The sequence below is a fragment of the Geobacillus sp. Manikaran-105 genome (genome assembly GCF_002809955.1).
Lineage (GTDB): Bacteria > Bacillota > Bacilli > Bacillales > Anoxybacillaceae > Geobacillus > Geobacillus thermophilus.
Window position 1 is genome coordinate 119,717 of record NZ_PIJG01000001.1, and the last position, 14,651, is coordinate 134,367.

Consider the following 14,651-nt stretch of genomic DNA (forward strand, 5'->3'; position numbering starts at 1 on the left):
ATGGGCTGAAATCAACAGTCTTTTGCGCTGCATCGCAAGCCCTGATCGCTAAGCAGGCAGGTCGATGCCACCTGCCTGCCAATCGTATGTCACATTGGAAGCGCTTCCATAAACATATCTTTTTTTTCGACAAAATTTGATAACCCTATTTATTTGGCCAGTAAAAAATGATATAGTAGTCTCAAAAAGGTTATATGTCTAATGTCAGAGGTCTGACTCTTACAGGAGATCATGTGGAGGACGTTGTCATGTCAATCAAATCAGACAACCGCCATCTGTACTTGCAAGTCATCGACCGTTTGAAACACGATATTGAAACTGGCGTGTACAAAGAAAAGCAAAAGCTGCCGTCTGAGTTTGAGCTTGCCAAACAGCTTGGCGTCAGCCGGGCGACGCTGCGGGAAGCGCTGCGGGTGCTGGAGGAGGAAAACATCATCATCCGCCGCCATGGCGTCGGAACGTTTGTCAACGCCCGGCCGCTGTTTACGTCCGGCATCGAGCAGCTGTCGAGCGTCACGGATATGATCCGCCAAGCCGGACGAAAACCGGGAACGATTTTTTTGTCTTCTTCCATCCAGCTGCCGACAGAAGACGATATGCGCCGTTTTCAATGCCGCCCGGACGACGAGATTTTGTTGATCGAGCGGGTGCGCACCGCCGACGGGGAGCCGGTCGTCTATTGCCTCGATAAAATTTTGTGCAAGTATTTGCCAAAAGGCATTTCGTACGAACACGAATCGTTGTTTGAAAACTTGCACAACCAAACGCACCGCGACATCGCCTATGCAGTTGCGCGCATCGAGCCGCTCGGCTACCATGAGAAAGTGTCGCCGATTTTGCAATGCGACCCGGAAACCGCCCTGCTCGTGCTCAAGCAAATGCATTTCGACAAAAACGACGAGCCGATTTTTTACTCGACCAACTACTTCCGTTCCGACAAATTCAGCTTTCATGTCATGCGGAAACGGTTTGGTTTTTAAGGAGGTGAAAGGGGTACATAGAACGTGAACGGAAGTTTCATACTAATTTAGGAACAAACTTTTCAGCTTAGGGGGAATGGATGATGAAAAAACGATTCGGATGGGCGTTGTCCGTTCTGTTTGCCGCCGGCACGCTGCTTAGCGCCTGCGGCCAGGATGGCGGCAACGCGGGAGGCAATAATAAGGAAGATACGTTTAGCGTCGCCATGGTCACCGACGTCGGCGGCGTTGATGACAAATCGTTTAACCAGTCCGCGTGGGAAGGGATTCAAAAGTTCGGCAAAGACAACGGGCTAGAAAAAGGACGCGGTGGGTACGACTATTTGCAGTCGACGAGCGACACCGATTATCCAACCAACTTAAACAAGCTCGTGCGCAGCGACTTTGACTTGATTTTCGGCATCGGGTATTTGATGGGCGACGCGGTGAAAGAAGTCGCGAAGCAAAACCCGAAAAAACATTTCGCCATCGTCGACACGGTTGTTGATGAGCCAAACGTCGCCAGCATCACGTTCAAGGAGCATGAAGGCTCGTTCCTTGTCGGCGTTGTTGCCGGTTTGATGACGAAAACGAATAAAATCGGCTTTGTCGGTGGGATGGAAATTCCGTTGATCGAAAAATTCGAAAGCGGATTCCGCGCCGGCGTGAAAGCGGTCAACCCGAAGGCGACCGTTCAAGTGCAATACGCAGGGGCGTTTAACCAAGCGGATAAAGGGAAAGCGATCGCTTCGAGCATGTACGCTTCCGGCGTCGACATCATCTACCATGCGGCCGGGGCGACTGGAAACGGTGTTTTCTCAGAGGCAAAAGACTTGAAGAAAAAAGATCCGAACCGTGAAATTTGGGTGATCGGCGTTGATAAAGACCAAGCACCGGAAGGGAAAGTGAAAGTCGGCGGCAAAACGTACAACGTAACGCTCACTTCGATGGTGAAACGCGTCGACGTCGCTGTCTATGACACGGCGAAACGGGCGAAAGACGGCGACTTCCCGGGCGGCAAAACGATTGAGTACGGGTTGCCGGAAAATGGGGTTGGCATCGCTCCGACACAAGACAACATTCCAGAAAATGTGCTGAAAGCTGTTGACGAATGGAAAGAAAAAATTATCAAGGGCGAAGTGAAAGTGCCGACGAATCGGAAAGAGTACGAGCAATTCGCTGCGACGATCAAGTGACGAACAACGGCGAAGAAGGCTAGCGCGCGCCGCTAGCCTTCTTCAAAATCATGAAGGGCGGCTGTTTCGCTGTCGCCTTTCATTTTGTGATTTTGACCTTGCTTGAGTAAGGAGTGAATCGCTTGGAATACGTGATTGAAATGCTCAATATCCGCAAGGTGTTTGGCTCGTTTGTCGCCAATGACAACATTACGCTGCAAGTGAAAAAGGGGGAGATACACGCTCTGCTTGGCGAAAACGGGGCCGGCAAATCGACGCTCATGAACGTGCTGTTCGGTTTATACCAGCCGGACGGCGGCGAAATCCGCGTCAAAGGAAAGCCGGTGCGCATTACCGACCCGAACGTCGCCAACGATCTTGGCATCGGCATGGTGCATCAGCACTTTATGCTCGTCGATACGTTCACGGTGACGGAAAACATCATTTTAGGCAGCGAACCGACGCGGGCGGGAACGATCGATATGAAGCGGGCCGAACAGGAGGTGCGCGAGCTGTCGGAACGGTATGGGCTGGCGGTCGATCCGACAGCGAAAATTGCCGACATTTCCGTCGGCATGCAGCAGCGCGTGGAAATTTTAAAAACGCTCTACCGCGGTGCGGATATTTTGATTTTTGACGAACCGACAGCGGTTTTGACGCCGCAGGAAATCCGCGAGCTCATCCAAATTATGCGCACGCTCGTCCGCGAAGGAAAATCGATCATTTTAATCACCCATAAGCTAAAAGAAATTATGGAAGTGTGCGACCGCGTCACCGTCATCCGCCGCGGCAAAGGGATCGCGACGCTTGAGGTCGCGGAAACGAACCCGAACGAGCTGGCGGCGCTCATGGTCGGCCGCGAGGTGCAGTTTACGACCGCTAAGAAACCGGCTGAACCGGGAAAATCGGTGTTGGAAATTAAAGACTTAGTCGTCAAGGACGCGCGCGGGATCAAAGCGGTCAACGGTTTGAACTTGACGGTGCGCGCCGGGGAGATCGTCGGCATCGCCGGGGTCGACGGCAACGGGCAAACCGAGCTGATCGAGGCGATTACCGGCCTTCTGAAAGCGGAATCCGGCACGGTGAAGCTGAACGGCCGCGATATTACGAACTTGCCGCCGCGCAAAATCATCGAAGCCGGCGTCGGCCATATTCCGCAAGACCGGCATAAGCACGGGCTTGTCCTCGATTTTCCGATCGGCGAAAACATGGTGCTGCAAACGTATTACAAGCCGCCGTATTCAAAGCGGGGCGTGCTGAACTTTAAAGCGATCTACGACAAAGCGCGTCAGCTCATCCGCGAATTTGACGTGCGCACGCCGGATGAATATACGAAGGCGCGGGCGCTGTCGGGCGGAAACCAGCAAAAAGCGATCATCGGCCGCGAAGTTGACCGCGACCCGGATTTGTTGATCGCCGCCCAGCCGACAAGGGGGCTTGACGTCGGCGCGATCGAGTTTATCCATAAGCGGCTCATCGAACAGCGCGACCGCGGCAAAGCGGTGCTGCTCGTCTCATTTGAGCTCGATGAAGTCATGAACGTCAGCGACCGGATCGCCGTTATTTATGAGGGGAAAATTGTCGCCATCGTCGATCCGAAAGAGACGACGGAACAAGAGCTCGGGCTGCTGATGGCCGGAAGCAAACGGAAGGAAGCAGGTGTGTCGTGATGAAGTCAAACCGTCTCCAGCAATTGTTGATTCCTGTATTGGCCGTCTTGCTCGGCATGGCTGCCGGATCCATCGTCATGCTCGTGAGCGGCTACAACCCGATCGCTGGGTTTTACGCTCTCGTGTACGGGGCGTTTGGCGATACGTACTATATCGGCGAAACGATCCGCCAGACGACGCCGTACATTTTAACCGGGTTGGCGGTGGCGTTTGCTTTTCGCACCGGCTTGTTTAACATCGGGGTCGAAGGGCAGCTGATCGTCGGCTGGCTGGCGGCCGTCTGGGTCGGCGTGTCGTTCGACTTGCCGAAAATCATCCATTTGCCGCTCGCCATTTTGGCGGCCGCCCTCGCCGGAGCGCTTTGGGGGCTGATCCCGGGCGTGCTAAAGGCGTATTTAAAAGTGCATGAAGTCATTATTACGATTATGATGAACTATATTGCTTTGCATGTAACGAACGCCATCATCCGTTCCGTTTTGTCCGATGAGGGATTTAAATCAAAGCCGGTGAAAGAAAGCGCATCGCTTCACTCCGACTTTTTTGATGCCATTACGTATCATTCCACCATGCATTACGGCATTTTCATCGCTGTCGCCGCCGCATTTGTCATGTGGTTTTTGCTTGAGCGGACGACGAAAGGGTTTGAGCTGCGGGCGGTCGGGTTCAACCAGCATGCCTCCCAGTATGCCGGCATGAACGTGCGCGCCAACATCATTTTAGCGATGGTCATCTCCGGCGCTTTTGCCGGCGTCGCCGGGGCGATGGAGGGGCTTGGCACATTTGGAAACATCTCGACGAAAGCCGGCTTTACCGGCCTCGGGTTTGACGGCATCGCCGTCGCCCTGATCGGCGGCAACAACGCGTTTGGCATTTTGCTCTCCGCCTTGTTGTTTGGCGCCTTAAAAGTCGGGGCGTTGGAAATGCCGTCAAGCGCCGGCGTGCCGACCGAACTCGTTGACATTATTATCGCGCTCATCATTTTCTTTGTGGCATCGAGCTATATGATTCGCTGGCTGTTATCTCGCTGGCAAAAGGGGGCGGAGTAAGTGAGCGTGTATGACGTGTTGCAGACGATTATCCCGACAGCGATTTTCTTTGCGGCTCCCCTCATTTTCACGGCGCTTGGCGGCGTGTTCAGCGAACGGTCCGGCGTCGTCAACATCGGGCTTGAAGGATTGATGACCATCGGCGCGTTTGTCGGCATCGTCTTTAATTTGACGTTTGCCGATCGGTTTGGCGAATGGACGCCGTGGCTTGCCTTATTGGCTGCCATGGTGGTCGGCGCTGTATTTTCCCTGCTGCACGCTGTCGCGTCGGTTACCTTTCGCGCCGACCAAGTCGTCAGCGGGGTGGCGATCAACTTTTTGGCGCTTGGCCTGTCGCTGTTTTTAGTCAAAAAAATGTACGGCAAAGGCCAGACCGACCAAATTCAAGTCGGGTTTGACAAAATCGATGTGCCGGTGTTGAGCGACATCCCGGTCATCGGCCCGCTGTTGTTCTCCAATGCGTATGTGACGTCGTACATCGCCATTTTGTTGGCGTTTGTCTCTTGGTATGTGATTTATAAAACGCCGTTTGGCCTGCGGCTGCGTGCGGTCGGCGAACATCCGATGGCGGCGGATACGATGGGGATTCATGTCGCCAAAATGCGCTACATCGCCGTCATGATCAGCGGCGCGCTCGGCGGTTTGGGCGGTGCGGTATACGCGACGATCATTTCCCGCGATTTTAGCCATGCGACGATTTCTGGGCACGGATTTATGGCGCTCGCCGCCATGATTTTTGGCAAATGGCATCCGATCGGCGCGATGGGAGCGGCGCTCTTTTTCGGACTGGCGCAAAGCTTAAGCATTGTCGGGCAAACCATTCCGTTTTTGAAAAACGTTCCGACGGTTTACTTGCTCATCGCCCCGTACGTGCTCACCATTTTGGCGCTCGCCGGCTTCATCGGGCGGGCGGAGGCGCCGAAAGCGGCCGGCACGCCATATATCAAAGGGAAACGGTAGAACTTGCAGCTGTCCGGCGCAACCGGACAGCTGTTTTTCATTCCCATGATGGCCATGTTTCCAAGCGCATCGGACGAACTAGGCGGATTTGTTTGCATTTGTCGCTTGGCAACAGGTATATTGTTGATAAGACATCTCACAATAAGCATGCCGCCCATTTTGCGACAGAAAAGGAGGAGTTGGCTTGGTCGATGAAAAAATAACGGCGGTTGGGCCGGTTCGCGTCCATACGATTCCGACCGATAAGTACAAAACGAATACACTCGTTTGGAAAATGAAAGCGCCGCTCGCCAAGGAAACGGTGACGCTGCGCGCGCTGCTTCCGTACGTTTTGCAAAGCGGCACGGCCGACTATCCGAGCGTCAAGGCGCTGCGCACCTATTTGGATGAACTGTACGGGGCGACGCTGAACGTCGATTTAACGAAAAAAGGCGAACATCATATCATGACGATTCGCATCGATGTCGCCAATGAACGGTTTTTGCCTAAACAAACGCCGTTGCTTTCGAAAGCGCTTCAGCTCTTGGCCGATCTTCTGTTCCGCCCGGCTCTTGATGGCGGGCGGTTTGTCACCGACATTGTCGAGCAGGAAAAGCGGGCACTCCGTCAACGCATTCAGGCGGTGTATGATGACAAAATGCGCTATGCGAACATCCGCCTTGTAGAAGAAATGTGCAAAGGCGAACCGTACGCGCTCTCGCCTAATGGCGAGCTCGAGGATGTCGACGCCATTACAGCGGAAAGACTGCACCGCTATTATGAGCGGGCGTTGGCTGAAGATGAGCTTGACTTGTATGTCATCGGCGATGTCGACGAAGAAGAGGTGCTCAACACCGTCCGTCAGCGCTTTTTGCTGCCCGACCGCGCAGAGCCGGCGCGTACGCCCCAAGCTCAGGCAAAAGCGCGTGGGGAAGTGAAGGAAGTGATCGAACGGCAAGACGTCAAGCAAGGGAAATTGAACATCGGCTACCGAACGAATGTCACATACGAGGATGACGATTACTACGCCTTGCAGATGTTTAATGGCATTTTTGGTGGTTTTTCCCATTCGAAGTTGTTCATTAACGTCCGCGAGAAGGCGAGCCTTGCCTATTACGCCGCCTCAAGGCTTGAGAGCCATAAAGGGATTTTGATGGTCATGTCCGGCATTGAGCCGGCCAATTACGAGAAGGCGCGGCGCATTATCGACGAGCAAATGCAGGCGATGAAAAACGGCGATTTTACGGATGAAGAAATCGCGCAGACGAAAGCGGTCATCCGCAATCAGCTGCTTGAGACGCTCGACACGCCGCGCGGACTTGTCGAAGTGCTGTACCACAACGTCGTCTCCGCGCGGAAGCGTCCGCTTCACGAATGGCTGGCCGGCACGGAGGAAATCGGGCGCGAAGACATCGTGCGCGTCGCTGAAAAGGTGGAGTTGGATACGGTATACTTTTTGACCGGAATGGAGGGGGGGACGGAAGATGGAAAAACGGGTGTATGAGACGCTGCAAGAAGAGCTGTTCTACGAAAAAATGGACAACGGTCTTGACGTGTACATTTTGCCGAAAAAGGGATTCAACAAAACGTACGCCGTGTTTACGACGAATTACGGTTCGGTGGACAACCAGTTTGTCCCGCTCGGCCAAACAGAGATGAAACGCGTCCCGGACGGCATCGCCCACTTTTTGGAACATAAGCTGTTTGAAAAAGAAGACGGCGACGTGTTTCAACAGTTCAGCAAACAAGGCGCCTCGGCGAACGCTTTTACGACGTTCACCCGCACGGCCTATTTGTTTTCCAGCACCGACAACGTCGAGAAAAACTTGGAAACGCTGATTGATTTTGTGCAAACGCCGTATTTTTCCGACAAGACGGTGGAAAAAGAAAAAGGCATTATCGGCCAGGAAATCCGCATGTATGACGACAACCCGGACTGGCGCGTTTATTTTGGCGCCATCGAAAGCATGTACCACAACCATCCGGTCAAAATTGACATCGCCGGCACGGTCGAATCGATCGCCCAAATTACAAAAGAGCTGTTGTACGAATGCTACGAAACGTTCTACCACCCGAGCAACATGCTTTTGTTTGTCGTCGGTCCGGTCAACGAACAAAAAATCATGCAGCAAATCCGCGACAATCAGGCGAAAAAATCGTTCCCGTCCGCTCCTGAAATAAAGCGGTTTACGTACGAAGAACCGAGCGGAGTTGCGGAAACGAAAAAAGTCATCCCCATGCACGTGCAGGCGAATAAATGCTTTGTCGGCATCAAAGCGCCGTCCGTGCCGGAAACCGGCGGACCAAAACTTCGCCATGAGCTTGCCTTCCATGTTGCATTGGACTATTTGTTCGGCAAAAGCTCGCCCCATTACGAGCGGCTCTACCGCGAAGGGCTGATTGATGACACGTTTATGTATGATTACACGGAAGAGCGCGAATTCGGCTTTGCCCTTGTCGGCGGCGATACAAGGGATGCCGAGCGGCTTGCGGCGGAAGTCAAAAACGTGTTGTTGTCATTTTCAGTTGAGGCAGTGAAAACGGAGGAATTTGAGCGGGTGAAAAAGAAAAAAATCGGCGCTTTTTTGCGCGCGCTCAACTCGCCGGAGTATATCGCCAACCAGTTTACGCGCTACGCGTTTTACGGCGCGAGCTTGTTTGACATTTTGCCGGCGTTGTCATCGTTGACGCTTGACGACGTTGCATCCATTGCCGATGCGTGTTTCCGCGATTCGCAAATCGCCGTTTGCGAGGTTGTGCCAAAAGGGCAATGACAGGGGCTGACCGAAAGAACGGTAATGCCCCTATCTGGGGCAACATGGAAAACTAGACCACCCTGAAACCCCTGGTAAAACCAACGATTTCAGAGGTGGTCTCTTTCCCATGTTTTTCAGTTTCATTTCATCAAAAAGGGGCTTTTGCGTCAGCCCCTTTTTTGCGTCCAACAGAAGGAGGAGAACGTTCCATGCGCTATGCGTTAATTACCGGAGCGTCAAGCGCGATCGGGCAAAGCATCGCCCGCGAGCTCGCGCAAGGCGGCTATGGGCTTTTTCTTCATTACTACCGGCGCCGCGCGCCCATTGAGGCGCTGCAAGCCGAACTAACCGGCGTGCACACCGTGCCGGTGGAAGCGGATTTGTCGATGCCGGGCGGGGTCGACCAACTGCTTTCCCGCCTCGACCGCCCGATCGATGCCATCATTTATAACAGCGGGGCCACGTATTACGGGTTGCTTACCGACATGAATGACGAGCTGATCGAACGGATGGTGCGCCTCCATGTGACAAGCCCGGCGCAGCTTGTGAAAAAACTGCTGCCGCCGATGATTTCGAAAAAGCGCGGCCAAATTGTGTTCATTTCTTCGATTTGGGGGTTGTGCGGCGCCTCATGCGAAGCGGTGTATTCGATGACCAAGGGCGGGCAAAACGCGTTCGCCAAGGCGCTGGCGAAAGAGCTCGCCCCGAGCGGCATCCGCGTCAACGCCGTCGCGCCGGGAGCGATCGCCACAGATATGCTCCGGCCGTTCAGCGAAGAAGAATTGGCGGCGCTCGCCGATGAAATTCCGGCCGGCCGGCTCGGGACCCCTGAGGAAGTGGCGAAAACAGTGGCGTTTTTGTTGTCGGACGCCGCTTCTTACATCACCGGCCAAATCATCTCTGTCAACGGCGGCTGGTATTGTTGAGCGTATATTTTTTTCGCCCGCAGGCAAACTATCCTTGAAACGTTCATCAAGGAGGGAATGGACATGTCGGTACTGGATAACTTTGAACAATGGAAAGACTTTTTATCGGAACGTCTGCAGCAAGCGCAGCAACAAGGTTTGACCCAGCAAGTGATCTCGGATGTCGCCTATCAAATCGGGGACTATTTGGCGAAAAACGTGGATCCGAAAAACCCGGAAGAACGGGTGCTCGCCGACCTTTGGAGCGTTGCGGATGAAAAAGAACAGCATGCCCTTGCCAACATGATGGTGAAACTTGTCCAACAAAAATAACACCCGGTAAAGAGAGGGGCTCCCTCTCTTTTTTCTTTCCTCTTTTCGGTTGCTTTTCCGTTCGCGGTTATAGTAGTATGAACTTAGCATAAGGCGTTCGTGCGGACAGCGGCAAGGGAGGAGACGGGATGGGCAAGCAGGAGTGGTATTTGGAGTATGAGATTCATGTCAACCGTCCAGGGTTGCTCGGCGATGTCGCCTCGTTGCTCGGCATGTTGTCGATCAACATCGTGACGATCAATGGCGTCCGGGATTCGCGCCGCGGCATGTTGCTTCTTTGCGACAGCAGCGAACAAATCGAGCGGCTGGCGACAATTTTGCGGACGATGGACAACATTACGGTGACGAAACTGCGCCAGCCGAAGCTGCTTGATCGTTTGGCCGTCCGCCATGGCCGCTACATTCAGCGCGATGCCGACGACAAAAAGACGTTTCGCTTCGTTCGCGACGAGCTTGGGCTGTTGGTCGATTTTATGGCAGAAATTTTTAAAGAAAAAGGGCATAAGCTCATCGGCATTCGCGGGATGCCGCGCGTCGGCAAGACGGAGTCGATCGTTGCTGCGAGCGTATGCGCCAATAAGCGGTGGCTGTTTGTATCATCGACGCTGATCAAGCAGACCGTCCGCACGCAGCTGATGGAAGACGAATATAGCGAGGACAACATTTTCATTGTCGACGGCATCGTTTCGACGCGCCGCGGCAATGAGCAGCACTGGCAGCTCATCCGCGAGCTGATGCGCCTCGAGGCGACGAAGGTCGTGGAACATCCGGACATGTTTGTCCGCCATACGGAATATACGCTTGATGATTTTGACTATATTATTGAGCTGCGCCATGAACCGGACGAAGACATTTCCTACGATGCGATCGAACGCCCGTCCTTGCTGGGCGGAGACGGATTTTCCGAATTTGGATTTTAATTGGTTCATCACCACAACGTGTACTTGACAAGCGAGGCTTTTTCTCGTGTCACCATGTAGGAAAATCGTTGATTTACTGATTTTCCTTATGCATGTAAGCAAGACATGATCTGAAACAGTCAAGTACAACTTTTGGTGAAGATCCTTTTAATTTTAACAAGTGGAAGGTGTTGGCCGTTGACGGAACTGGGAAAACGTTTGCGGGAAGCGCGGGAGGAAAAAAACATCAGCTTGGACGAGCTGCAAGAGATGACGAAGATTCAGAAGCGGTATTTGATCGGCATTGAAGAAGGGAATTACGCCATTATGCCGGGCAATTTTTATGTGCGCGCCTTCATTAGACAATACGCCGAGGCGGTCGGCCTCGATCCGGATGAGCTGTTTGAACAATATAAGCAGGACATTCCGCAATCGTACCAAGATGATCTTCCGCAGCCGCTGTCGCGCGTGAAAACGCGCCAACAGCTTTCCGCCGAAGGGACGAAATGGCTCGACTGGCTGCCGAAAGCCTTGATCGCGGCGGCCGTCGTCGGGGCGGCCGTTCTTGTTTGGGTGCTGCTCCAGCGCGGCACGGCAAACGAGCCCCCGGCGAAAACGAGCCCGGAGACGGCGGAAGTGGAAAAGCCGAAACAGTCGCCGCTTGAACAGGCGAAAGCAAAAGAGAAAGCGAAGAAGGCGGAAGAAAAGAACGGGCAAGAAACGGAGCAGCCGGCTCCAGCTGCTGAAGAAAAACCGGCTGCGCCGGCGGCGTTGAATGTGACGGAAAAACGCGGCAATATGGCAACGATTGAAGTGGACAACCCTGCTTCGTTTTCGATTGAACTTACATCGAAAGGAACATCGTGGATTGAGGTGTACAACACGAAAGGCCATTCTTTCTATGCCGGCAATTTGACAAACGGACAAACAAAAACGTTCGATTTGTCGGCGGAAAGCGAAGTGTGGGTGAAAATCGGGCGCACGCTCGATGTTGAGATGAAGGTGAACGGCCAACCGTTTGCCTACCCGTTTGCACCGAAGGACGAGGTGTACCAAAAGCTGCGTTTCATCTTGAAAAAATGACGGCGGGGAGCAGCTTTCAGACGGAAGAAGCGCCGCTCCCTTGCTCGCAACAGATGTTGAACTAGCGGAGGTATTCGTTGTGAATTTGCCGAATAAAATTACGGTAGCGCGCATTATGCTCATCCCATTTTTCTTGATCGTCATGCTCGTCCCGTTCGGGTGGGGAAGCGTCCGTATTGCTGGGGCGGAGCTTCCGGTCGCTCATCTCGTCGGGGCACTCATTTTTATTATCGCTTCAACGACGGACTGGATTGACGGCCATTACGCTCGCAAGTACGGACTCGTCACCAACTTGGGCAAGTTTTTGGATCCGCTTGCCGATAAACTGCTTGTGTCAGCAGCGCTCATCGTGCTCGTTGAACTCGGCGCCGCTCCGGCTTGGATGGTGATCGTCATCATCAGCCGCGAATTTGCCGTTACCGGCCTGCGGCTCGTGCTCGCCGGGGAAGGGGAAGTCGTCGCCGCCAACATGCTTGGCAAAATCAAGACATGGACGCAAATTGTGGCGATTTCCGCCCTTTTGTTGCACAACTTCCCATTTTCGCTCATTCCGTTTCCGTTTGCCGATATCGCGCTTTGGGTAGCGGTCATTTTTACGATTTGGTCCGGCTGGGATTACTTTTCCAAAAATAAACATGCTTTTGCCCATTCGAAATAGCCGGCCGAAAAAGGGGGAACGTCTGTTGAACGCGGAGATCATCGCTGTTGGCTCCGAACTGCTGCTCGGGCAAATTGCCAATACAAACGCCCAGTTTTTGTCGCAGCAGCTCGCCGCCTTGGGCATTAACGTCTATTTCCATACGGTTGTCGGCGACAATGCCAGCCGCCTCGAACAGGCGGTGAAAATTGCGCAAACGCGGGCGGACTTGGTCATTTTTACCGGAGGACTCGGCCCGACGAAAGATGACCTGACGAAAGAAACGATCGCCCGCCTGCTCGGCCGCCGGCTTGTGACCGACGAGGAGGCGATGCGAGCGATTGAAGCGTTCTTTGCCCGCACGAATCGGCCGATGACGGAAAACAATAAAAAGCAGGCGCTCATCTTGGAAGGGGCGGCCGTGCTGAAAAACGAGCACGGCATGGCGCCGGGGATGGCGCTGACGGTCGATGGGATTACATACATGTTGCTGCCCGGACCACCGAAGGAAATGCAGCCGATGTTTACGAAATACGGCGCAGCGTTTTTGCGCGGCGCTTTTTCGCTTTCCGAGCGCATCGAATCGCGCGTCCTCCGCTTTTTCGGCATCGGCGAGTCGGCGCTCGAGGCGGCGATCGCCGACTTGATCGACGCCCAGTCGAACCCGACGATCGCCCCGCTTGCAAACGACGGTGAGGTAACGCTCCGTCTGACGGCGAAACATCGGGATCAGGCGGAAGCCAAGCGGCTGCTCGACGAGGCGGAAGCCGCCATTTTGACGCGCGTCGGCCGTTATTGTTACGGGTATAATGATGAAACGCTGTTTACAAAGACATTGGCACGGTTAAAAGAAAGAGGATGGACGATCGCGTCGGCCGAAAGTTTGACCGGCGGCCTTTTCCTCGAACAGCTCACCGCCCTCCCCGGCGCGTCGCAAGTCGTGCAGGGCGGTGTCGTCTGCTACACAAACGGCGTCAAAGAACAGGTGCTTGGCATACCGCGCCCGCTGCTTGAGGCAGAAGGGGCGGTGAGCGAGCCGTGCGCCCGTTTGCTTGCTGAAAACGTCCGCGCGATGTGCGATGCGGATATCGGCATCAGCTTCACCGGCGTCGCCGGACCCGATCCGCTTGAGGGCCACCCGCCCGGCACCGTGTATGTCGGCATCGCCGTCCGCGGGCGCGATGCGACTGTCCACCGTCTGATGCTGTCCGGCACGCGTGATGCCATTCGCATCCGCACCGCCAAATACGGCTGTTTTTTTCTGCTTGAGATGCTCGCGGCCGACTGCTGATCGGCCGCCCCCTTCCTTCTCCATTCTCCACCGCACATCGTTTTTTCCACCGCATGAGTATGGCGATTGTTGCTAGTTTCTCCACCGAAAAAACGAATGGACGTTCGTTTTTTGCTTGGCAATGGCCGCAAAACGCGGTATAGTATAAGTAGTCCTAGAATAAGGAGGAGTAGGTTAGTGAACCAAGATCGTCAAGCTGCATTGGAGCAGGCATTAAAACAAATTGAACGACAGTTTGGCAAGGGGGCCATCATGAAGCTCGGCGAGCAAGTCGACCGCAAAGTGTCGGTCGTGCCGAGCGGTTCGCTAGCGCTCGACATCGCGTTAGGAGTCGGCGGCTATCCGCGCGGGCGGATTGTGGAAATTTACGGCCCGGAATCGTCCGGGAAAACGACCGTTGCCCTTCACGCGATCGCGGAAGTGCAAAAGCGGGGCGGGCAAGCAGCTTTCATCGACGCAGAGCACGGTGCGACCTGTTGCTGACTGAAGTATGGCGGAAACGCCGTGCGAAAAGTCAGCGGGACTGAGCATGAGTAGGTCCTAACTGCATCACCGAGAGCTCGGTGAAAATCCGAGACGGGAATGAAGGTTGGCATTCCCGCCCTAATACCCCGACGTGCGGTCATGGTGCGCAACATGACTGTACGAAGCTCGGAGAGGACGGCGAAAAGCAGACCTGAGAAGCGGTTAGCGAAGTAGCCGGGGGTCCATAAAGCTCCTATGGCTAGAGAACGCATAGCGTTGGAACGAACCACCGGAAGTACGGCTCGTAAGGCGTGGGGCGCCGAAAAAAGAAGGCGCTCACCTCCTAAGTGAGGTTCAGCCCTGGATGAGGTATTCGTGTTTGCCGAGTCTGGATTGATCCCGTAGAGGATCTTTGCCTTGAGCCCTCCAACCATGGGCAGAAAGGCGGCTGACGGGTCAGAGGTGGAGCCTAAGGGAGCATGCAAGGATAGGT

Annotated in this window: 13 protein-coding genes and 1 pseudogene; all 14 read left to right on the forward strand. The window is 54.2% G+C overall.

Translation table 11 applies throughout. The features are described from left to right. The first annotated feature begins 248 nt into the window (after window positions 1-248). A complete protein-coding gene (locus CV945_RS00635) occupies window positions 249-980 on the forward strand; it encodes a GntR family transcriptional regulator (protein WP_033008051.1) in 732 nt (243 codons plus the stop codon). Between the two features lie 83 nt (window positions 981-1,063). Beyond that, window positions 1,064-2,155 carry a BMP family lipoprotein gene (locus CV945_RS00640; RefSeq protein WP_100658919.1) on the forward strand — a complete coding sequence of 364 codons (1,092 nt, stop codon included), beginning with the start codon at window positions 1,064-1,066 and terminating at the stop codon, window positions 2,153-2,155. 122 nt (window positions 2,156-2,277) lie between these two features. After that, window positions 2,278-3,804 (forward strand): ABC transporter ATP-binding protein, encoded by a 1,527-nt coding sequence (locus tag CV945_RS00645; RefSeq protein ID WP_033012198.1) that lies wholly within the window; start codon window positions 2,278-2,280, stop codon window positions 3,802-3,804. Continuing rightward, the gene (locus tag CV945_RS00650) at window positions 3,804-4,850 is read left to right on the forward strand and encodes an ABC transporter permease (protein WP_044741264.1); all 1,047 of its coding nucleotides are present in this window, start codon (window positions 3,804-3,806) and stop codon (window positions 4,848-4,850) included. Before CV945_RS00645 ends, CV945_RS00650 begins: the two co-directional genes overlap by 1 nt. Further along, complete coding sequence (locus CV945_RS00655; RefSeq protein ID WP_033012197.1) at window positions 4,851-5,810, forward strand: ABC transporter permease; 960 nt, start codon at window positions 4,851-4,853, stop codon at window positions 5,808-5,810. It abuts the gene before it with no gap. A gap of 184 nt (window positions 5,811-5,994) precedes the next feature. Then, window positions 5,995-7,293, forward strand: coding sequence for an EF-P 5-aminopentanol modification-associated protein YfmF (gene yfmF / locus CV945_RS00660; protein ID WP_100658920.1), 1,299 nt, complete (start codon window positions 5,995-5,997; stop codon window positions 7,291-7,293). Next, window positions 7,274-8,563, forward strand: coding sequence for an EF-P 5-aminopentanol modification-associated protein YfmH (yfmH, locus tag CV945_RS00665; RefSeq protein ID WP_100658921.1), 1,290 nt, complete (start codon window positions 7,274-7,276; stop codon window positions 8,561-8,563). Before yfmF ends, yfmH begins: the two co-directional genes overlap by 20 nt. 191 nt (window positions 8,564-8,754) lie before the next feature. After that, a complete protein-coding gene (ymfI, locus tag CV945_RS00670) occupies window positions 8,755-9,471 on the forward strand; it encodes an elongation factor P 5-aminopentanone reductase (protein ID WP_033012192.1) in 717 nt (238 codons plus the stop codon). A gap of 63 nt (window positions 9,472-9,534) precedes the next feature. Beyond that, a complete protein-coding gene (locus tag CV945_RS00675; protein WP_033012190.1) occupies window positions 9,535-9,783 on the forward strand; it encodes a DUF3243 domain-containing protein in 249 nt (82 codons plus the stop codon). 128 nt (window positions 9,784-9,911) lie between these two features. Continuing rightward, window positions 9,912-10,703: a DUF3388 domain-containing protein gene (locus CV945_RS00680; protein WP_033012189.1), complete on the forward strand. Its 792-nt coding sequence runs from the start codon at window positions 9,912-9,914 to the stop codon at window positions 10,701-10,703. A gap of 177 nt (window positions 10,704-10,880) precedes the next feature. Beyond that, complete coding sequence (locus tag CV945_RS00685; protein WP_033012188.1) at window positions 10,881-11,765, forward strand: helix-turn-helix domain-containing protein; 885 nt, start codon at window positions 10,881-10,883, stop codon at window positions 11,763-11,765. Between the two features lie 79 nt (window positions 11,766-11,844). Beyond that, on the forward strand, window positions 11,845-12,423 hold the full coding sequence (gene pgsA, locus CV945_RS00690) for a CDP-diacylglycerol--glycerol-3-phosphate 3-phosphatidyltransferase (RefSeq protein ID WP_033012185.1): 579 nt from the start codon (window positions 11,845-11,847) through the stop codon (window positions 12,421-12,423). Window positions 12,424-12,448: 25 nt separating this feature from the next. Continuing rightward, window positions 12,449-13,693 carry a competence/damage-inducible protein A gene (locus CV945_RS00695; protein WP_100658922.1) on the forward strand — a complete coding sequence of 415 codons (1,245 nt, stop codon included), beginning with the start codon at window positions 12,449-12,451 and terminating at the stop codon, window positions 13,691-13,693. Window positions 13,694-13,870: 177 nt separating this feature from the next. After that, window positions 13,871-14,158, forward strand: a pseudogene (locus CV945_RS00700) (recombinase RecA); the annotation flags it as partial. Window positions 14,159-14,651 lie beyond the last annotated feature (493 nt).